At 56.3% G+C, this 19,346-nt stretch carries 11 protein-coding genes and 1 pseudogene; 6 read left to right on the top strand and 6 right to left on the bottom strand.

Translation table 11 applies throughout. The annotated features are described in order from the left end of the window. Nucleotides 1-55 precede the first annotated feature (55 nt). Nucleotides 56-1,102: a DUF2817 domain-containing protein gene (locus EF096_RS17595; RefSeq protein WP_123891096.1), complete on the bottom strand. Its 1,047-nt coding sequence runs from the start codon at nucleotides 1,100-1,102 to the stop codon at nucleotides 56-58. An 803-nt stretch (nucleotides 1,103-1,905) separates the two neighbouring features. Then, nucleotides 1,906-3,123 (bottom strand): serine hydrolase domain-containing protein, encoded by a 1,218-nt coding sequence (locus tag EF096_RS17590; RefSeq protein WP_123891095.1) that lies wholly within the window; start codon nucleotides 3,121-3,123, stop codon nucleotides 1,906-1,908. 205 nt (nucleotides 3,124-3,328) lie between these two features. Here EF096_RS17590 and EF096_RS17585 point away from each other — a divergent pair, with 205 nt between their 5' ends. Continuing rightward, a complete protein-coding gene (locus EF096_RS17585) occupies nucleotides 3,329-3,706 on the top strand; it encodes a YkgJ family cysteine cluster protein (protein WP_123891094.1) in 378 nt (125 codons plus the stop codon). A gap of 19 nt (nucleotides 3,707-3,725) precedes the next feature. Here EF096_RS17585 and EF096_RS17580 read toward each other — a convergent pair whose 3' ends face one another. Genes EF096_RS17580 through EF096_RS17570 form a run of 3 tightly spaced genes read right to left on the bottom strand, consistent with a single transcriptional unit; the run spans nucleotide 3,726 to nucleotide 7,350 of the window. Next, on the bottom strand, nucleotides 3,726-4,886 hold the full coding sequence (locus EF096_RS17580; protein WP_123891093.1) for a zinc-binding metallopeptidase family protein: 1,161 nt from the start codon (nucleotides 4,884-4,886) through the stop codon (nucleotides 3,726-3,728). Nucleotides 4,887-4,923: 37 nt separating this feature from the next. Then, the gene (locus tag EF096_RS17575) at nucleotides 4,924-5,892 is read right to left on the bottom strand and encodes an alpha-E domain-containing protein (RefSeq protein WP_123891092.1); all 969 of its coding nucleotides are present in this window, start codon (nucleotides 5,890-5,892) and stop codon (nucleotides 4,924-4,926) included. A gap of 3 nt (nucleotides 5,893-5,895) precedes the next feature. Continuing rightward, nucleotides 5,896-7,350, bottom strand: coding sequence for a circularly permuted type 2 ATP-grasp protein (locus EF096_RS17570; RefSeq protein WP_123891091.1), 1,455 nt, complete (start codon nucleotides 7,348-7,350; stop codon nucleotides 5,896-5,898). Between the two features lie 241 nt (nucleotides 7,351-7,591). Between EF096_RS17570 and EF096_RS17565 the strand changes: the two genes are divergently transcribed. The 4 genes from EF096_RS17565 (at nucleotide 7,592) to EF096_RS17550 (ending at nucleotide 16,964) form a co-directional block, all read left to right on the top strand. After that, nucleotides 7,592-10,927: a transglutaminase family protein gene (locus EF096_RS17565; protein WP_123891090.1), complete on the top strand. Its 3,336-nt coding sequence runs from the start codon at nucleotides 7,592-7,594 to the stop codon at nucleotides 10,925-10,927. Nucleotides 10,928-10,987: 60 nt separating this feature from the next. Further along, on the top strand, nucleotides 10,988-13,579 hold the full coding sequence (locus EF096_RS17560; protein ID WP_123891089.1) for a circularly permuted type 2 ATP-grasp protein: 2,592 nt from the start codon (nucleotides 10,988-10,990) through the stop codon (nucleotides 13,577-13,579). Nucleotides 13,580-13,590: 11 nt separating this feature from the next. Continuing rightward, the gene (locus tag EF096_RS17555; protein WP_123891088.1) at nucleotides 13,591-14,493 is read left to right on the top strand and encodes a transglutaminase family protein; all 903 of its coding nucleotides are present in this window, start codon (nucleotides 13,591-13,593) and stop codon (nucleotides 14,491-14,493) included. A gap of 332 nt (nucleotides 14,494-14,825) precedes the next feature. Beyond that, nucleotides 14,826-16,964: a TonB-dependent receptor family protein gene (locus EF096_RS17550; RefSeq protein WP_123891087.1), complete on the top strand. Its 2,139-nt coding sequence runs from the start codon at nucleotides 14,826-14,828 to the stop codon at nucleotides 16,962-16,964. Nucleotides 16,965-17,221: 257 nt separating this feature from the next. On the opposite strand, the gene EF096_RS17545 is transcribed toward EF096_RS17550, so the two are convergent. Next, nucleotides 17,222-18,886 (bottom strand): electron transfer flavoprotein-ubiquinone oxidoreductase, encoded by a 1,665-nt coding sequence (locus EF096_RS17545; protein WP_123891086.1) that lies wholly within the window; start codon nucleotides 18,884-18,886, stop codon nucleotides 17,222-17,224. Between the two features lie 291 nt (nucleotides 18,887-19,177). Here EF096_RS17545 and EF096_RS17540 point away from each other — a divergent pair. Beyond that, nucleotides 19,178-19,346 (top strand): annotated as a pseudogene (locus EF096_RS17540) (electron transfer flavoprotein subunit beta/FixA family protein); the annotation flags it as partial.

Raw genomic sequence — 19,346 nt, 5'->3', positions numbered from 1 at the left:
GAATGCTAAGGATGATGGCAAGACTGTGTTACAGCTTAAGGACGGGCATTACAGGCTAGTTTTTATCAACAAACCACTGCTCAATAGCCTGTCGCGTAAGCTCTTCACGTTGTTCTGGACGGGGCGCCCAGTTTCGCCAGCAGCGCGTGGCATGGGTCAGGAACTCGAACAACGGGAGATGCTGGCGTAGCACCCGTTGCTTGCGGTGGTCGATGACCGGATTGAAATAGCCGAAGTAGTCAAACATCTGGCGAGGGTTCTTGCGTACCCAGAGCCAGGATCCCATCTCTAATGTGAAAGGGATGAACAGGTTCTCGGGATGGCTATCCAGAGAGCTGTCGTAAAGGTGATCCCAGAGGTCACCGTGGGTAGTGTAATTGATCGACTGCGGCTCGATGATGTAAGGATGGTGATTGGGGTATGTCTGCTCGAACAGCCGTTTTAGACTTAGCACTTCAGCGATATTGGCGATGGGTTTGTGGCTGCGTGCATAGCCGCACCAGAGTCGGTCACGGCGGCCAAAGCCGCTGTGGCAATCTACGCTGATAGCGAAGGGCGATTGGTGCATGCGCTCCTTAACTACCCGCAATACGGCGGCAGACTCGGCCTCCATAGGTGCACCCAGTTTGCCGCGATACCAGGGCAAGCGTTTACTAACGCGGTGCCCGCTAACCAGCCACGGTGCTGGCCCCATGGCTTCAACGGGCGCATTACGCATCAGGTCCACGCCATTAAGATTGCTGCGCCTGTGATGCCAGATGCCACCAGGGTTGATCATGGGCATAAACAGCAGCCGCACACGCTCCAGCTGCTCGCGTAGCTGATCATCCCAGTCAAGACGGTGCACCAGGCTGTGCAGCCAGGAAATCAGCACCTGCGTACCTATGCGCTCGACGCCATGCACACCACCAAAAAAACCTATTACTGGTGCGTTGGCTGAGCGGCTGCCCAGCTCAATCACCCTTACCGGGATACTGATATCGCCGATGGGGACGTGTAGCGGGGTGGTCACCCGAATATGGCGTGCTGCTTGATGCAGTAGCCGCTCAAGCTGGGTGTGCTCAGGCAGGTGGCGTTGGATTTGGTGTAGTGCGTCGGTCATGATGGGGCCGGCCAAGGTGTGATTTAACCATAGAGGTAACTCATGACAGTTGGATGAAGATTGTGTTGCTGGTGCTCTATCGAGTCCTTCTTTTGGGTGGCTCGCCATTCAAATACATGAGTTACATATGCTGTATTGTCTTTGATGAAAAATCTCGGCTAATGCGCTGTTATATAAGATTTTTATGCTTCGGAATTGCTCGCTTTTCGCCTTGCTGGCCTTCGGCTTCTCTGCGTTACTCGGTGTTGAGCGGCGTCGCCTAGCCGGCCGCACCTAGCCGGCCGCACGAAAACTCGCTTCGCTCAGACAAGTCGCGACGCTTTATCGCTCGGCCCCTGCGTTACTCGACAGCTTGGTTGGGGATGAACGGCCGGAGAAAGGCGTGATTTTCAGGTCTCGTGATTTGGTCTAAGTTTGAAAACCACAAATCAGCCGATTGCACGGACTAGAATGTCCCATCTGAGCGGGCGAGTAGTGCAGAGCTGCCGGGAAAAAGGCGCGTGCGGTGTCTGAGGTGCGTAGCGCCGAGTTTGCGCGCGTCCCCGGCAGCTCGAGCAACGCAGCGAACCCGAAGGGCCGCGCAGCTGGGTGCCCTGGGGGATTGTCAAGGGGGCATGGGCAAGCATGCCCCCTTGACTCGCCTAGTGGCGAAAACGAAAGTGAGCTAACCACCGCAGGCTCGAAGCCTGGGAAGAAAATGCCGAACCACTGCATCCTAGCCGCAGGGTGGGCGGCTGAAGCCACCCGCCACGGCGTGTTCCGCCCTACGACATTCGGCATATATTCATGCCGCAATCAAAAACTCAATCCACCAACGCCCCATTAATGATCGCCCGTAACTCCTGCCGCACCGCATAGGTAGAAGAAGGAATCAGCTGCGTCATAAACACCATCAACAGGTCTTCTTCTGGATCGATGAAGAAGTTGGTGCTCGCCATGCCACCCCAACCGTATTCGCCCACTGAACCGACGGTCTGGGATTTGGCAACGTCGAGCTTGACCGAAAAACCCAAGCCAAAACCGGTGCCGTCGTAGGGAGTCTCGCTAAAGGAGCCAATGGCGACGTCGGGCAAGCCCTTGTTATCGGGGAGATGGTTCATGCGCATGAATTCCAGAGTCTTGCGGCCGATAATACGCGCGCCATCGAGTTCGCCGCCGTTGGCCAGGGCCTGAGCAAAGCGGTAGTAGTCGTCGACACACGAGACCAGGCCGCCGCCGCCAGACAGATAGCCATGCGCCTTGGCAAAGGCTGAGCCTTGCGGATCATCCTGCAGGCTGAAGCTGTCACCCGGTTGATACTCATAACAGGCGGCAAAGCGACTCAGTTTTTCTGCTGGCACGGTAAAGAAGGTGTCTGGCATGCCCAGCGGCTGAAAAATGTGCTTGCTGAAATAATCGTCCAGACTCATACCGGAGAGCAATTGCACCAGATAGCCACACACGTCGGTTGCGACGGAGTAATTCCAGGCCGTGCCGGGTGAAAACTCCAGAGGCAATCGAGCCAGCTCGTCGATCAAGCGATCGAGCGTGTGCCCCGGGCCGCCATCCAGCTTGAGGCTGCGGTAGGCCGCGTCCACATTGGTACGATTCATGAAGCCGTAGGTAAGGCCGGACTGGTGGGTTAACAGGTCACGAATGGTCATCGGACGCTGCGGTGCCGTAGTCAGCATTTGCGGATGACTGCCGGTTTTATATACGCGCAGGTTTTTCCAGGTCGGAATGTACTTGTGAACTGGCTCATCCAGTAGAAAACGGCCCTGTTCGTAGAGCTGCATCAAGGCAATAGAGGTAATCGGCTTGGTCATCGAATAGATACGAAACAGCGTATCGCGTTCTACTGGTAACTGACGCTCCACATCACGCAGCCCCTGAGCCTGGCAGTAGACTACCTCGCCACGGCGGGCGACCAGGGTCATGGTGCCTGCTAGCTTGCCTGGATGAAGGTACGCCCGATCCAGGTGCTCGGCGATACGATCCAGTCGGTTCAGGTCCATACCCGCGATAATATTGCTCTGCGCCATTGGAAATTCCATAGGTTGATCAAAGACTTGATACTAGCCTGTAAAGCCGCCGAGCAGAAACCCCCGCAGGTCATGAATGAGAGAGCAGGCGGCCCCGGTACGCTAGGTAATAAAATACTTTGCAGTACACGCATAACTTCATTGTGGAAGTGCCCGTACTAGGTGTAAAAGAGCAGCACCCAAGCAAAATGAGGATTGCGATGAAATGAGTGAACAATCGCCCTGTCTGAATTGCGGTGCCTGCTGCGCCACTTTCAGGGTTTCTTTTTACTGGGGCGAGACTGATAGTGCGCCCGGCGGTGACGTACCCACCCAGCTTACCGAACAGATCTCCCCTTACCGCGCCTGTATGCAAGGCACTAATCAGCCCAAGCCGCGCTGCGTTGCGCTACTTGGCACTGTGGGTGAGGGCGTACGTTGCAGTATTTACGAAAAACGCTCCAGTCCTTGCCGTGACTTTCCTTATCACGGCGAAAACGGTGAAGACAGCCCCGGTTGCCAGCGCGCCAGAGCCTTACATGGCTTGCCCCCGCTGCCCGATAGCCCCGTCCGGCCCTCGTTGATACCTATTATCGCGGCGTAACGTCGTGGCAGGTGGCATCTCAGTTCGCCGCCTGTCCTGCGCTGGCAACCACAGAGTGCACCAGGTACAACTTGCGCATGCTGTCGATGGTCAGCACGAAGGGGTAAATATCAGCCTGACCCATACTGCGCGCGAGAACGTTGAGCACGCTGCTCAGCTGTACCCAGCGGTTGATGAAGGCGAGGAATCGCTGCCGGTCATCTTCGCTATGTTTATGTGCACTTAATTGGCTGCTATCAAATGGGTCGGTCTGCAGCGCCAGGGTGTCGATTTGCAAGCCGAAATCCAGTGCAGCGTTCAGGGTGTCGGTCATATGCAGGTAATGTGCCCAGGTTTCGGCCCAGTCTTCCCAGGGATGAGTGGCGGCATAGCTGCTGATGAAATGGTCTTTCCAGTCGGCAGGCGGGCCGTCGCGGTAGTGTCGTTCCAGGGCCTTTTGATAGTCCTGCCGGTCATCACCGAAGAGGACACGGCAGGGCTCCAGCCAATGCGTGTCTCGGACCAGACGGTCCCAATAGTAGTGTCCGCTTTCATGCCGGAAATGCCCTAACAATGTGCGGTAGGGTTCGTGCATGTTTTGGCGTACGCGCTCACGATGTGCAGGGTCGGCCTCATCGATATCCAGGGTGATGATGCCATCCATGTGTCCGGTCATCACAGGCTCTGCGCCCGGCTGTTGACGCAGAAAATTGAAACCGAGCCCTTGCTGCGGATCGGCACTGCGCGGTATGACGGGTAAACCCAGCATGAGCAGCTGGGCGACGAGGCGTCGCTTGGCTACTTCAGTCTCGTGCCAGAGCTCCGCATTCTCGTTAAGACTGAGATCGGGGATGGTTTCGTTTAATACGCAGGCGAGGCAAAAATGCGACGGACTGTCATGGTTTACCAGCCAGTTGCACGCCGCAGGCGCAGTCAGGTTCCCGCAGCGTCGATAGCGGCGTTTCGGTTGCTCTATGTCTTTTTGCAGATACCAGAGGTCATCTGCATCAGGCGTTGGTTCCAGGCTGAACAGGCGACCCTGCAACGGTTGATAGCCCAGCTCAGCGCCACAGCGCAGGCATCGGCTGTTGTTGAAAAAGACCGCTTGCCCACATTGGCAGCGCTGTACCTGGCCGGTTGGCTGGTAGTCGAATAACTGTTGGCCCTGGGTCGCTCGGACCAACTGATCAAAGTAACTCATCTACCCCTGCCTGAGCGCGCCGCTGCGCGCCACCTAACTATTGCGATTGGGCCTGAGTCTGCGCGTTTTCTTCCAACTGCGCAAAATAGGTCTGCCGGATGGCTTCGTGCAGATCATCAAAGTCGACCTGGATGTCATCGACGAAGGCATGGAGGCGGTCGGGTTCTGCCGCCAATACGGCGATCTCTGCCTTGGCCAGGTCCTGGCGACAGGTTTCTACTTCATCCAGTGCGGCAGCGTGTCGGGGTAGTGTCAAAAGGGTGTTTGCCAGGCGTTCCAGGGCGCAGGCGACACTGCGCGGAAAGAGCCGGTCCTGAAGCAAAAACTGGAGCACATCCGGGCCCCGGATACGTAACCGAACGTGCTGACGATACATCTGATAGCCGCTCAATGATTTGAGCACGCTCATCCACTGCAGCGTCTCAAAGGGAGTGAGGTCTTCGGCAGTGCGAGGCAGCAGGTTGGCAGAACGCACATCGAGAATGCGGGTGGTCATGTCGGCGCGTTCAAGTTGCCGACCGAGCATCAGAAACGACCGCACTTGCGTATAGCTCAGGGTGCTTTCGATCAGGCCGTTGACGGTTTGACAGCTACGGATAACCCGACCAAGAAAAGCATCACGGCGCCGGGGTGTAATGCCCGAACCAACTTGCTCCTTAACATTCAGGTACAGCTGGTTGACCTCTTCCCAAATCTCTCTTGGAATAACATCACGTGTGGTACGCAGGTTCTCGCGCGCAGCACTCAGTGAACTAAGAATGGAGCCGGGGTAGCGGCGATCCCCACACATGAACGACAGCACGCTGGCCTCGTCTCTTGTGGGGTAATGTTCGTCAAACAGTTCATCATTGCCCGTGATGGCGATGATTTCAGACCAGCCAAGCTGAGTAGGGCGTGGCAGGTCAAGCAACAGGTGGCTGTTAACGCTGAGCAGGCGCGCGGTGTCTTCTGCGCGCTCCAGATAGCGCGCCAGCCAGTACACATTTTCGGCTACACGTGAAAGCATGATTCAATTCCCCGCCAGGTCGACGATCCAGGTGTCTTTACTGCCGCCGCCCTGCGAAGAGTTGACGACAAGTGAGCCTTTGGTTAATGCCACGCGGGTAAGCCCGCCAGTGGTAACCCAGTTGCTTTCACCCGATAAAATAAACGGCCGCAGGTCAACGTGGCGTGGCTCCATTACCTTGCCACAGAGCGTCGGTGAGGTAGACAGACTCAGGGTAGGCTGGGCCATATAGTTGCGCGGATCCGCCTTGATCAATTCGGCAAACTTCGCGCGCTCCTTGTTGCTGGCGTGCGGGCCTATCAACATGCCGTAGCCACCGGATTCGTTCGCCGGCTTGACCACCAGCTTGTCGAGATTGGCCAATACATACTTGCGATCCTCCTCAAACATGCAGAGGTAACTGGGCACGTTGGGAAGTAAGGGTTTCTGGTCGAGATAATACTCGATAATCTTGGGTACAAAGGCGTACACGACCTTGTCGTCGGCGACCCCGGCGCCGGGCGCATTGGCCAGAGCAACATTGCCCTTGCGCCAGGCACGCATCAAGCCGCGCACCCCGAGCATCGAATCAGGATTGAATACTTCTGGATCGATGAACATGTCGTCAACCCGTCGATAGATTACATCGATGCGCTGGAGTCCATCGATCTTGCGCATGTAGACGCAATCGTCATCGCCCACCATCAAGTCAGGTCCCTCCACCAGCTGCACGCCCATTTGTGCTGCGAGATAGGAGTGTTCGTAGTAGGCCGAGTTGTAAATGCCGGGCGTGAGAATAACGATGTTGGGATCGTCGCCAGGTCGCGGAGATAGCGAAGCGAGCATGTCGTAAAGTTGTGAGGTGTAATCATCTACCGGCTGAATACGCCCACCGGCAAACAGGTCTGGTAACACGCGCTTGGTTACGTTGCGGTTCTCCAGCATGTAGGAAACGCCAGACGGGACGCGCAGGTTGTCTTCCAGTACGTAAAGTGTACCGTCATTATCGCGCACCAGATCTGAACCACAGATATGCGCCCATACGTTATGCGGGGTCGAGATGCCTACGCATTGGGGCCTGAAGTTAACTGACTGGGCGAGAACCTCGGCGGGAAAAATGCCATCCTTGATGATTTTCTGATCGTGATACAGGTCGTCAATAAACATGTTCAGCGCTTGGACGCGTTGCTTCAGGCCAGCGTCGGTCTTCTGCCATTCGGCCAGCGGTATGATGCGCGGTACTATATCGAAGGGCCAGGCACGGTCGATCATATTGCCTTCGGTATAGACCGTAAAAGTGATGCCCATCAACTGGATAGCAACCTCAGCCGCCGTCTTGTGTTCGGCCAGTTCGTGCGCGTCAAGATTGGCCAGGTACTGGCACAGCAAGTCAGCTTCCGGTCTAGGCTGTCCGGGCGCCTTGATGAGTTCGTCGTAGAAGCCTTTGGATAGATACTGGTCCCAGTTTACTTTGCTCATTCAGCTACTCTGTCCGCTAGAGGAGGGATGGTCGATACGCTGCAATTGCCATACCAGATAACGTTAGTTGAAATTTTCGCTAGGCGCGCTTCGCACTACTTTAAGCCGCGCTTCAGGATAGTGTCACATTAACCTGATAACAGATGCTGTGCGTTACACAAGACATCGCCTAAGCTGTTGGCATAGCCATTGCTTTGCTTTGGTAACGCACTTGCCGAATACTCAACCGGGATCATGAAGCATGACTATCCGCGTAGCTCTCAGGCACTCCACGCATTACGACTTTGATCGACCGATCAATGTTGCTCCTCATCAGATCCGACTCAAGCCCGCTCCGCACTGTCGCACACCGATTGATGCTTATAGCCTCAAGGTTAGCGGAGGTGAGTACTATATCAATTGGCAACAGGATCCTTTCGGTAACCATATTGCGCGTCTGGTGTTTCCAGAAAAGATGGAAAAGCTGCATATCGATGTTGAGCTGATTGCGCCAATGACGGTTATCAACCCCTTTGACTTCTTTGTCGAAGAGTATGCAGAAACCTTTCCATTTCAGTATGACAAAGACCTGAAAAAAGAGCTGGAGCCCTTCCTGGATGCCGAACAGCCGGGGCCGTTATTGAAAAAATGGCTGGCCGGTGTCAGCACCAAGGAGATGACGGTCAGCGATTTTCTGGTCGAAATCAATCAGCGTCTATCGCAGGATATTGATTACCTGATTCGAATGGAGCCAGGGGTGCAGGGCGTGGAAGAAACGCTAAAACTCAAGCGTGGCTCCTGCCGTGACTCGGCTTGGTTACTGGTGCAGATACTGCGGAATCTGGGGCTTGCCGCGCGTTTCGCTTCCGGTTATTTGATTCAGCTTACAGCGGATGTGAAGGCGCTGGATGGTCCCTCTGGCACGGACGTCGACTTCACCGATCTGCATGCCTGGACTGAGGTGTTTTTACCCGGCGCGGGCTGGGTTGGTCTTGATCCCACCTCTGGACTCTTTGCCGGTGAAGGCCACCTGCCGCTGGCAGCCACGCCTGAGCCCAGCAGTGCAGCGCCCATTACCGGGGCAACCGATAAATGCGAAGTGACCTTCGATTTCCAGATGAGCGTCACCAGGGTGCATGAAGATCCACGCGTGACGCTGCCCTATAGCGAAGACCAGTGGCAGGAAATTAACGCTCTGGGTGCCCTTGTAGACGCCAGCCTGGATGAGCAAGACGTGCGTTTGACCATCGGCGGCGAGCCTACTTTTGTCTCAATCGACGATATGGATGCACCAGAATGGACCATTGCAGCGCAAGGGCCCACCAAAAGAGGGCTTTCCGAGGCCCTATTAAGGCGCTTGCAACCACACTATGCACCACACTCGTTGATCCATTATCAGCAGGGCAAGTGGTATCCCGGTGAGCCGCTGCCCCGGTGGGCTTTAGCCTGTTATTGGCGCCGCGATGGTAAACCCATGTGGCAGGATGACCAGTGGCTTGCTGATATAGAAAAAGATTATGGCCATTCGAATGCGCAGGCGCAGCTGTTCGCCGAGACACTGGTCAAGCGTCTGGGGTTGTCCGCACAGTATTTGATTCCCTGTTACGAAGACGCGTATTACTACCTTTGGATTGAGCAAACACTGCCGTCAGATGTCGACCTGATCGGGGCGGACCTGAAAGACGAGGAAACCCGTCGCCGCCTGGCTCGCCTGCTTGAGCGCGGACTGGATGAAATAACCGGGTTTGCTCTGCCGCTGGCTGCGGGCAAGGCTAAAAATGTGTGGCAAACGGGGGACTGGCCGCTGCGCCGTGAGCATCTGTATCTGGTTCCCGGCGACTCGCCAATGGGGCTGCGTCTGCCTCTCTCGGCGCTACCTGAAAGGAGGCGAGAGGAGCCGCAGCCTACTTCTCTGTTCGAGCCAGTCAAGGAGTTGACCGATATCCATGGCGAGGTCGCGCGCTTGTACAGTGCGACACAGCAACAGAACGTGGGCGCAAGCGGAAAAGGGAGTCATCACGTCGCTGCCGGGCAGGAATGGCAAGAACAAATCCCGACACTGCAGGAAGAAGGGATTATTGGCACTGCCCTGTGTATCGAGCCACGCGATGGCAAGCTCTTTGTATTCATGCCGCCGCTGACGCAACTGGAAGGCTACCTCTCGCTGCTCGCCACGCTGGAACAGACCGCGGCCGAGCTGAAAATGCCTATTTGCATAGAAGGTTACGCGCCACCCTCGGATACCCGTATTGAGAAGTTCATGATCACACCCGACCCGGGGGTGATTGAAGTTAACGTGATGCCAGCTGAAAACTGGAAAGACCTGGTCAAGAACACCGAAACCCTCTACGAAGAAGCGCGCCTGACTCGCTTGGGTACCGAGAAATTCATGCTTGATGGTCGCCATACCGGCACGGGCGGTGGTAACCACGTAACCCTGGGTGGGCGCACCCCGGCTGACTCGCCTTTCCTGCGACGTCCGGATCTGCTGGCCAGTATGCTGACGTTCTGGCAGCACCATCCGAGTCTGTCTTATCTGTTTTCCGGCATGTTTCTTGGCCCTACCAGTCAGGCGCCGCGCATTGACGAGGCGCGATATGAGGCCTTGTATGAGCTGGAAATCGCGTTTTCGCAAATGCCTAAAGGCGAAGTGCCGCAGCCCTGGCTGGTCGATCGGCTGGTACGCAACCTGCTCACCGATATCACCGGCAACACCCATCGCGCCGAGTTCTGTGTGGATAAAATGTATTCGCCGGATAGCGCGACAGGCCGGCTGGGTTTGCTGGAGTTGCGCGGCTTTGAAATGCCGCCGCATGCGCGCATGAGCTTGATGCAGCAGTTGTTGATCCGGGCGTTGGTCGCTCGCTTCTTCGCTGAGCCCTATCGACAGCCATTGGCGCGTTGGGGTACTGCTCTGCATGACAAGTGGATGATGCCGCACTACATCTGGGGTGATCTCTGTGATGTGCTGGAGGATCTACGCGCTCACGGTTTTGCATTCAAGAACGAGTGGTTCGCGCCTTTCTTGGAGTTCCGTTTTCCGCATGCCGGTGAAGTACAGTATGGCGACACCCGTATTGAGTTGCGCCAGGCGATTGAGCCATGGCACGTGCTAGGCGAAGAAGTAAGCGGCGGCGGGACTGCGCGTTACGTAGATTCATCGGTCGAGCGGATGGAAGTTAAGGTACGTGACTTCAATGCCGCCCGTTATACCCTTACCTGTAATGGCTTCAAGGTGCCCTTACAGCCAACCGGCGTCAGCGGCGAAGCAGTTGCCGCGGTGCGCTTCCGCGCGTGGCAACCGCCTTCAGCCTTACACCCGATGATTACTATCCACGCACCGCTGGTGTTTGACCTGGTAGATAATTGGAATCAGCGCTCTGTGGGTGGCTGCACCTATCACGTTGTTCATCCGGGCGGCCGCGGCTATGAAACCTTCCCGGTTAATGCGAACGAGGCAGAGGCACGGCGCATGACGCGTTTCTGGCACTATGGACATACGCAGGGCTCGATGGCCAATATTCGGCAGGCTCCAGGACAAGAATATCCGCATACCCTGGATTTGCGTCGTGCCGGAGTCGCCGACCCTGGTTTATAATGGGAGCTTCTTTCCCTTAGTGCTGGGCCGCTGTTGTCAGCGGCCTTCAGGAAGCTTTGCATGCAACAGGCAGCTAATGCAGTAACCCCGCTTCAAGCCTTGCTGGGTGATTACCCGGGCCATGCCGGCCATGACGAGCTTCTTGATGCCGACCGGCAGCCCCGTGCGCACTGGCAGGGCTTGTTGGACGATATCGCCGCCTTGGGGGCGGATACCCTGGTTGCTCGCAGCGAAGAAGCACAAAACCTGCTGCACGAAAACGGCGTTACCTTTAATCCTTACGAAGATGATCCGGGCCAACTCCGCTCTTGGCAGCTGGATTGTGTGCCTTGGGTTATCAGCACCGAAGAATGGGAACTGCTGGAAGCGGGGCTAAAGCAGCGTAGCCGCTTATTGGAGCATTTGCTCGATGACCTCTATGGAGCTCGTCGGGTCATCCAAGAGGGGTTGCTGCCGGCCGAGCTAATATTTACCCATCCCGGTTTTCTGTTTTCCGCCGCAGACGATCCGCCGCAGGTTGATCGGCCGTTGCTGATTTTTCATGGCACAGATGTGATTCGCGATGAGCAGGGCGGTTGGCAAGTGGTAGGCGACTGGACGCAATCGCCGGCGGGTGTTGGCTATGCATTGGAAAACCGTATTACCCTGGCGCGTGCGCTGCCTAGCATCTACCGTGATGCACCAATTAAGCGGCTCGCGGGATTCTTGCAGGCACAGCATCGCTGTCTTGCCAGCTTGGCCAAGACACAGCGTGAGCAACCCAATATTGTGCTGCTATCACCCGGCCCTGGCAGCCCGGGTTATTTTGAACACGCCTGGTTAGCCAACTACATGAACTTTTCCCTGGTCGAGGGGGATGATCTCGTCGTGCGTGATGGCCAGGTCTCAATGCGCACTCTGGGCGGACTTACGCAAGTGGATGTCATCTTGCGGCAAATCAACGATCCATGGTGTGACCCGCTTGAGCTGCGCCCTGATTCGCTTCTCGGGGTGCCCGGTTTGATGCAGGCGGCTCGCTGCGGCAATGTGCATATCGCTAATGCGCTGGGTGCTGGCATCCTTGAGCACCCAGGGCTTGCCGCTTTTCTGCCTGATTTGTGTCGCGCGCTGCTCGGTGAAGAGCTGCTGCTGCCGTGCCGTGAAACGCTCTGGTGCGGCTCGGCTGATGCGCTCGCCAGGGTGGAGAGTGAACTGGATGCCTGGATACTGCGTGACGTCAGTCGTCCCGGTAAGGTTTACCGCGCAGATCAAATGGGTCTCGATTCCTTGCGTGATTTGCGTGCGAGCCTGCAACATCATCCCTATTTATTTACCGCTCAGCGGCAGATAGCGGGTTCGGTTACGCCCGGCTTCAACACTCAAACACGCAAGCTGGAGCGACAAACAACGACATTGCGGTTTTTTAGCCTGGTTGAGCCGGATGATTTGCTGAAGCCTGTGGTCGAGCGTAACTATCGTGTTATGCCAGGAGGCCTTGCCTGGCTTGGGGAGGCCGGTGCGCCCCTGATGAAAAGTCGCCTGGTTAAAGACGTCTGGGTATTGGCACCCGTTCCGCAACCACACATCAGTTTACTGCGTCAGGCGCTGGGGCCCATAGTGGTCACTCGTGACGGTAAGGATCTGCCTTGTCGAGTGGCAGAAAGTCTATTCTGGCTTGGGCGCTACGGTGAGCGTTTGGACAGCAGGGGGCGCCTATTGCGCGAGTCGCTAGCGCGGTTGCTGCAAGATGATAGACAGGAAAGCGGCTCGACTTTATTACCGGATTTGCTCAGAGCGCTCGAAATCCCTCTAGATCCGGAAGACCTGAAAGTGGCAGATGTGGCGGGCGTTCCTGGGCGTGTCTCCCGCGAATACCTGGTGACTCGCGACCGCCTTTTGCAGATGTTTGCGGATGATTTGCCGGATGGCCTGCCGGCGCTTTTTGGTCATTTTGTACGCAACAGCAGAGCCGTTCGCGACCATCTCGGAGACGATACCTGGCGCGCGATTAACAGCCTCAGGCAACAGTTCAACAGTATTTCGCGCACGCGCGGTGTGGTGGTTGGCCAAAGACACCTGGAAGCCATGGTGCTGGACCTGGCCGCCTTCTTCGGTTTGTGCAATGAGACCATGCCGCACCATTACGGCTGGCGTTTTCTGGATATCGGGCGCTTCATTGAGCGCACGCTTGGTTCGCTGGAATTGCTCAAACTGGCGCTGCTGACCGCAGAGGAGCCAGGTATACCCTTGTGGGAGGTAGTGCTGGCAACTACCGACAACCTGACGGTTTACCGTCGTCGCTATCGCTCGCAATTACACCCGCTGGCGATTCTCGATCTGTTACTCTTTGATGAAACCAATCCGCGTTCGATTGGGTACATGCTAAAACGACTGGGCCAGCAGATTGCCAAGTTACCTTCGCCGGGCAGCTCGCCTTATCGCAATACCGAGCAGCGCCTGGTTATTCAGGCTACCAGTACACTGCATTTGGTTGATATTGCCGTGCTGGCTGATATCGAAGGTTCCGAGACTGCACGGGAAGCGCTTGCTCAATTGCTGGATCAACTGATCGAGCCGATGTCGGAGCTGTCCAATGCTATTTCGCACAGCCATTTCAGCCACGTTGAAGCCCCACGTCAGCTGGTAAGTATGCATTACAGCGGGCAAAACTGACCGAGGCAGTAATGAAATACCAGCTACGCCACACCACCCATTACGAATACAGCGGCTCGGTCACCCTAAGTCACAACGAGGCGCGTATTTTGCCGCGCAGTTTGCCTTGGCAGGATTGCAATAACACGCGCCTGGTGATTTCACCTACCCCCGACCGACTGCGCGAACGCACGGATTTCTTTGGTAACCGAGTTGTTTACTTCTCTATCGAATCGCTGCATGACAGTCTGGATGTCACCGTCAGCAGCGATATCGTGACACGCCCTCGGCTGGCGTCTGATTTTTTCAGCAGTATTGCCTGGGAGTCGGCTGTGGGGGAGTTGCAACAGGACCCACGCATGACTAACCGGGACTGTCTCGAAGCGCGTCTGTATGTGCTGAGCTCGCCGTTTATTCACCAGCAAGGCTGGTTGGCAGACTATGCACTCGATTGTTTTACGCCGGGGCGCAATCTGGTTGATGCCGTGCTGCAGCTCAACAGCAAGATATTTAACGAGTTTATCTACGACCCCGAGTTTACTACCGTAGCCACACCGCTGGCTGATGTGCTCAGTAGCAAGCGTGGCGTCTGTCAGGACTTTGCTCATCTGATTATTGGCTGCCTCCGCTCGTTGGGGTTAGCGGCACGCTATATCAGTGGCTATATGGAAACCTCGCCGCCGCCTGGGGAAGTTAAGCTCCTGGGCGCTGACGCGACCCACGCCTGGGCTGCGGTGTTTATTCCGGGATGGGGCTGGTTGGAGATTGATCCTACCAACGGCTGCGTACCTGATGAACGCTATATCGTGTTGGGCTGGGGCCGAGATTTTGCTGATGTCACGCCGCTGAAAGGAGTTATGACCGGTGGCGGAGATCATGTGCTTAGTGTGGCGGTAGATGTAATACCGCTGCGTGAAGAAGCCTCGCTACTTTGACGGCATAGGGCGGTATCGGACTGCGGGCATTCTGTCAGCTGGCCGGTGCGGGCACCGCGCTGCCCAGCAGATAGCGCTGGGACGTGAGTTAGCGGCGCTAGCGGGCAAGCAGGTGAAGGTCTGCTGGCGTTTTCGCCCGCGCCAGGGCGCGTCTTATCTGCCGTTCAATCTTAAACTCCAGGCCTGAACCGGCTGAATACCCAACAAGGCCATGAACAGACGGCTAGCCCACGCGCTGGTTGTCGGCTCCGGGTAATCCAGTAAAATGCGCCAGTCCTATATCACCGCAGGCCAAGGTCTATGTGCTGTTTACCTGATGCTGGAGTTGCCGCATGTCTCATCTGTTAACCCCGCCGACCCGTTTGGCGCCATTATATCTGGCGTGCCTATTCGCCTCTCCTGTGCTGGCACAGGAGCAGGACGCAGTGCAACTCGATGCCATGACTATCTCTGGTATGACGCTGGATGAGGTTGATCTAGCGCGCGAGCAGCTGAATGAAGTGCCGGGTGCTACCAACGTGGTCGACATGCAGCAGGTAGCGCAGGGCAGGGTGGCCGGTGTGGCTGATGTGCTGGCCTATCAGCCGGGCGTTTACGCCCAGTCGCCCGGCAACGAGGGTGTAAAAATCAGCATCCGCGGCTCAGGCATCAACCGCGGCCCCGGCGCGCATGCTTCCGGCAATCATATTATGCTCGATGGCCTACCGCTGACCGGTTCTGGCGGCACCCCTTACGAATTGCTTGAGCCGCTGTGGCTCAGTCGTGCCGAAGTGCTACGGGGCGCCAATGGTTTTGAGCGCGGTGCGCTGGCACTGGGCGGTGCGGTGGACTACATCACTCGCAGCGGATTCGATGCGCCGCGCCTTCAGTTGCGCATGGAGGCGGGTACTGATGGCTACCTTAAGCGCCATATCGCCTCAGGCCAAGTGATTGGCAATCTGGATTACTACGTTGGTCTGACCGACCTGCACTATGATGGGCAGCAGGACCATTCGGCTGGTAGCGGCAAGGGCGTGGTGGCCAATGTCGGACTGCAGCTAACCCCTGATCTAGAGACCCGCTTTTACCTGCGTTACCGTGAAACCGAACACCAGACGCCGGGTCGTCTGACCCAGTCGCAGATCGATGATGACCCAACCCAGGCCAATGCCGCCAACATTGCCCGCGATGCAAAACGCGAGCAGCCGGGTAGCACTTGGCTGGCGAACAAGACCACGCTGCGTCTGGACGACGTCAGTACGCTGGAAGTGGGGCTGGTCTATCACCACTACCCGATGGATCTGATGGAGAGCCCGTATCGTATTCGGGTGGACTACAGCGACATCAGTGCCACCCTCAACTACACGCGTGAGCACCAGCTGTTTGGGCTGAATTCGAACACCACCGTTGGCTGGCGCACCACCACCAACCTGCCCAGCAGCGACGCGAAAGAAACGGCGTATGAAGTGTGGACGCCTGACAGGGCTCAGCCCTCGGTCACCTATCCTATTGGCACACTGATGCGCAGATATATCCACCAGGGCTCGGATAACGTACTGCATGTCAGCAACGACCTGGAGCTGGCGCCTAATCTCTGGCTGACCAGTGGTCTGGCATTGATCTATACCGAGCGCGAAGTCGAAGTAACCTGGCCAGATACCGACCAGAAGCTGAATGAAGGCACTTGGGATTACGCACCACGCCTTGGCCTGCGTTACCAGCTGGAGTCCGGTACAGAGCTCTACGGCAACCTGTCGCGCTCGGTTGAGCCGCCGCATGCTTGGTCGATGATCTGGGGTTCGCCAATCCGCTTCGTAGAAAACACCCAACCTTGGAGTCGGCGGCAAAGTACCCCGGTCAGTCTGGATAACCAGACCGCGACAACCTTTGAGGTTGGTGCCCGCGGTGACTCGATAATCGGCCTGTGGGACTTGGCCTGGTACTACTCGCGGGTTAATCATGAGCTGCTAAGCGTTGAGGTTGAGCCAGGCTTCTCGCCTGAAACCAATGCCAGCGCCACCGTCCATCAGGGGGTTGAGGCGGGCCTGACCAGCACCCTGTGGCAGGGTGATAAGTTGGGTGCGCTGGCTCTGCGACAGGCATATACGTTCAGCGACTTCCACTATCGTGACGATGACACCTTTGGCAGTAACCCGTTGCCGGGCCTGCCGCGTCACTATTATCAAGGCGAGCTACGCTATCAGCACCCAACGGGTGTTTATGTCGGGCTGAATACTCAATATGCCTCCAAGGTGCCGGTAGATTACGCCAACTCCTGGTCCGCCGATTCCTACACTACCTTCGGTGCGACCCTGGGCTACGATGCGCCCCAGCAGGACTGGCAAGCGTGGCTTGAGCTACGCAACCTGACTGACGAGCACTATGCTGCCACGGTGACGCCGGGGTACAACGACAACGGCGTTGAGGCCGCGCGCCTAACACCCGGCGAGAGTTTTGGTGTTTATACCGGGTTTTCCTGGAGCTGGCTGTAAGGGCAGGGGATGAGCGGGCTTGTAGCTTTGAGCTTAAGGCTCGAAGCTGGAAGTCCTTTTCTTGGTGGATGGCTCGTTCTTGTAGCTTGGCGCGCGTCGTCTCTGAGTAAATAAAGCGTCGCGACCAGCCGGACACCTTCACTATCACACCGAGGAAAGGCTTCCAGCTGCCAGCCGCATTCAAAAAACCCGGCACAGAGGCCGGGTTTTTCTTGTCGCTTGCAGCGTGAAACGTGCCGCTGTAACGCGCTTGCGCGTTACATGTTCGGGTAGTTCGGGCCGCCAGTACCTTCAGGCGCCACCCAGTTGATATTCTGGGAAGGATCCTTGATGTCGCAGGTTTTGCAATGCACGCAGTTCTGCGCATTGATCTGGAAGCGTTTGTCGCCGTTGTCTTCAGTCACGATCTCATACACGCCAGCAGGGCAATAACGCTGCGCCGGCTCATCGTACATCGGCAAGTTCTTCTCCAGCGGGATGCTGGGGTCTTTCAGCGTCAGGTGAACCGGCTGATCTTCTTCGTGGTTGGTGTTGGAGATAAACACGGAAGACAGCTTGTCAAAGCTGAGCACACCATCGGGCTTGGGATAGTCGATCTTGGGCGCTTCGGACGCTTTCTTCATGCACGCGTAATCAGGCTTGTTGTCGTGCAGCGTCAGCGGAATCTTGCCGCCGAACCAATTCTGATCGATGTAGTTGAACGCGCCACCGAACAGAGGTCCGAATTTGTGAATGGCGGGGCCGAAGTTACGTGCTGCAAACAGCTCGTCATACAACCAGCTGGCCTTGAAGCCATCGACGTAACCGGTCAGTTCGTCACCACCTTCGCGTCCAGCTTTGAGCGCCTCAACGACGGCGTCAGCGGCGAGCATGCCCGATTTCATGGCGGTGTGGCTGCCCTTGATCTTGGCGAAGTTCAGTGTACCCAGATCGCAGCCGATCAGTGCCCCACCGGGGAAGACCATCTTCGGCAGTGAGTTCAGACCACCCTTACAAATCGCACGTGCACCATAAGAAACACGCTTGCCGCCTTCCAGGTACTGTTTGACTACTGGGTGATGCTTGTAGCGCTGGAATTCATCGAAGGGCGAAAGATGCGGGTTGGCGTAGGACAGATCGATGATCAGACCAACCACAGCCTGGTTGTTCTCAATATGGTAGAGGAACGAACCACCGGTGTTCTCAGTGCCGGAGACTTCCAGCGGCCAGCCAGCGGTGTGCACGACCAGACCTTCTTCATGCTTCGCAGGATCGATATCCCAGATTTCCTTGATGCCGATACCGTAATGTTGGGCATCTGCTTCTGAATCCAGGTTGAAGCGCTTGATCAGCTGCTTGCCAATGTGGCCACGGCAGCCTTCCGCGAACAAGGTGTACTTGGCACGCAGCTCCATCCCGGGGGTGTAGAAGCCTTCTTTCGGGTTGCCTTCGCGGTCGACACCCAGGTCGCCGGTGAGGATGCCCCGTACCACGCCATTTTCATCAATCAGGGCTTCTTGCGCTGCAAAGCCGGGATAAACTTCAACTTCAAGCGCTTCAGCCTGCTCGGCAAGCCAGCGGCACAGGTTACCCAGAGAAATAATGTAGTTACCTTCGTTGTGCATGGTCTTGGGCACAAAAAGGTCAGGTATCTTGGTACCTTTTTCGGCACTGGTGAGCATGTAGATGTCATCACGCGTAACCGGTGTATTCAGTGGCGCGCCGAGTTCTTTCCAATCAGGAAACAACTCTTCCAATGCGCGGGGCTCGAATACGGCACCAGAGAGAATGTGGGCGCCAACTTCAGAGCCTTTTTCTACCACGCAAACGCTGACTTCCTGGCCGGATTCAGCTGCTTGCTTCTTGATTCGACATGCAGCTGCCAAGCCGGAAGGGCCAGCACCTACGATGACAACGTCAAACTCCATGAATTCGCGTTCCACTTTTTATCTCCTACTTTTAGGCCGGTCACAAGTATCGATTTTCGTATGATCTTCCATGATCGATCAGCCGCGAAGTATATCAGCCAGTTGTTTCGGCTCCAATGCAAAGATGGCTATTTGTCTCGCCTTTGCGGCTATGGTCGACTTGCAACTGTTGACCGTCTCTGGGCTGAGAGTCATCATAAGGGGCTTTTGAATGACTTGCTCACTTTAGTCTAAACGTGAACGAAGCACATATTAAAGTCACGTTCTGGTGGGTTTGGTTTGGATACATCCAAAAATGAGGCAATCATGAAGGTACTTGTAGCGGTTAAGCGCGTGGTCGATTACAATGTCAAGGTTCGCGTCAAAGCGGATAACTCCGGCGTCGATCTCGCCAACGTCAAAATGTCGATGAACCCCTTCTGCGAAATCGCTGTAGAAGAGGCCGTTCGCCTGAAAGAAAAAGGCATCGCGACTG

This window comes from Pseudomonas neustonica (assembly GCF_003797945.1).
Lineage (GTDB): Bacteria > Pseudomonadota > Gammaproteobacteria > Pseudomonadales > Pseudomonadaceae > Halopseudomonas > Halopseudomonas neustonica.
Note: the sequence above shows the minus strand (reverse complement) of the source record. Positions and strands in the feature narration are given on the sequence as shown.

Coding starts and splice junctions, on each gene's coding strand:
- EF096_RS17595 (WP_123891096.1), bottom strand. CDS start 1,102: ATGACCGACGCACTACACCAAATCCAACGCCACCTGCCTGAGCACACC.
- EF096_RS17590 (WP_123891095.1), bottom strand. CDS start 3,123: ATGGCGCAGAGCAATATTATCGCGGGTATGGACCTGAACCGACTGGAT.
- EF096_RS17585 (WP_123891094.1), top strand. CDS start 3,329: ATGAGTGAACAATCGCCCTGTCTGAATTGCGGTGCCTGCTGCGCCACT.
- EF096_RS17580 (WP_123891093.1), bottom strand. CDS start 4,886: ATGAGTTACTTTGATCAGTTGGTCCGAGCGACCCAGGGCCAACAGTTA.
- EF096_RS17575 (WP_123891092.1), bottom strand. CDS start 5,892: ATGCTTTCACGTGTAGCCGAAAATGTGTACTGGCTGGCGCGCTATCTG.
- EF096_RS17570 (WP_123891091.1), bottom strand. CDS start 7,350: ATGAGCAAAGTAAACTGGGACCAGTATCTATCCAAAGGCTTCTACGAC.
- EF096_RS17565 (WP_123891090.1), top strand. CDS start 7,592: ATGACTATCCGCGTAGCTCTCAGGCACTCCACGCATTACGACTTTGAT.
- EF096_RS17560 (WP_123891089.1), top strand. CDS start 10,988: ATGCAACAGGCAGCTAATGCAGTAACCCCGCTTCAAGCCTTGCTGGGT.
- EF096_RS17555 (WP_123891088.1), top strand. CDS start 13,591: ATGAAATACCAGCTACGCCACACCACCCATTACGAATACAGCGGCTCG.
- EF096_RS17550 (WP_123891087.1), top strand. CDS start 14,826: ATGTCTCATCTGTTAACCCCGCCGACCCGTTTGGCGCCATTATATCTG.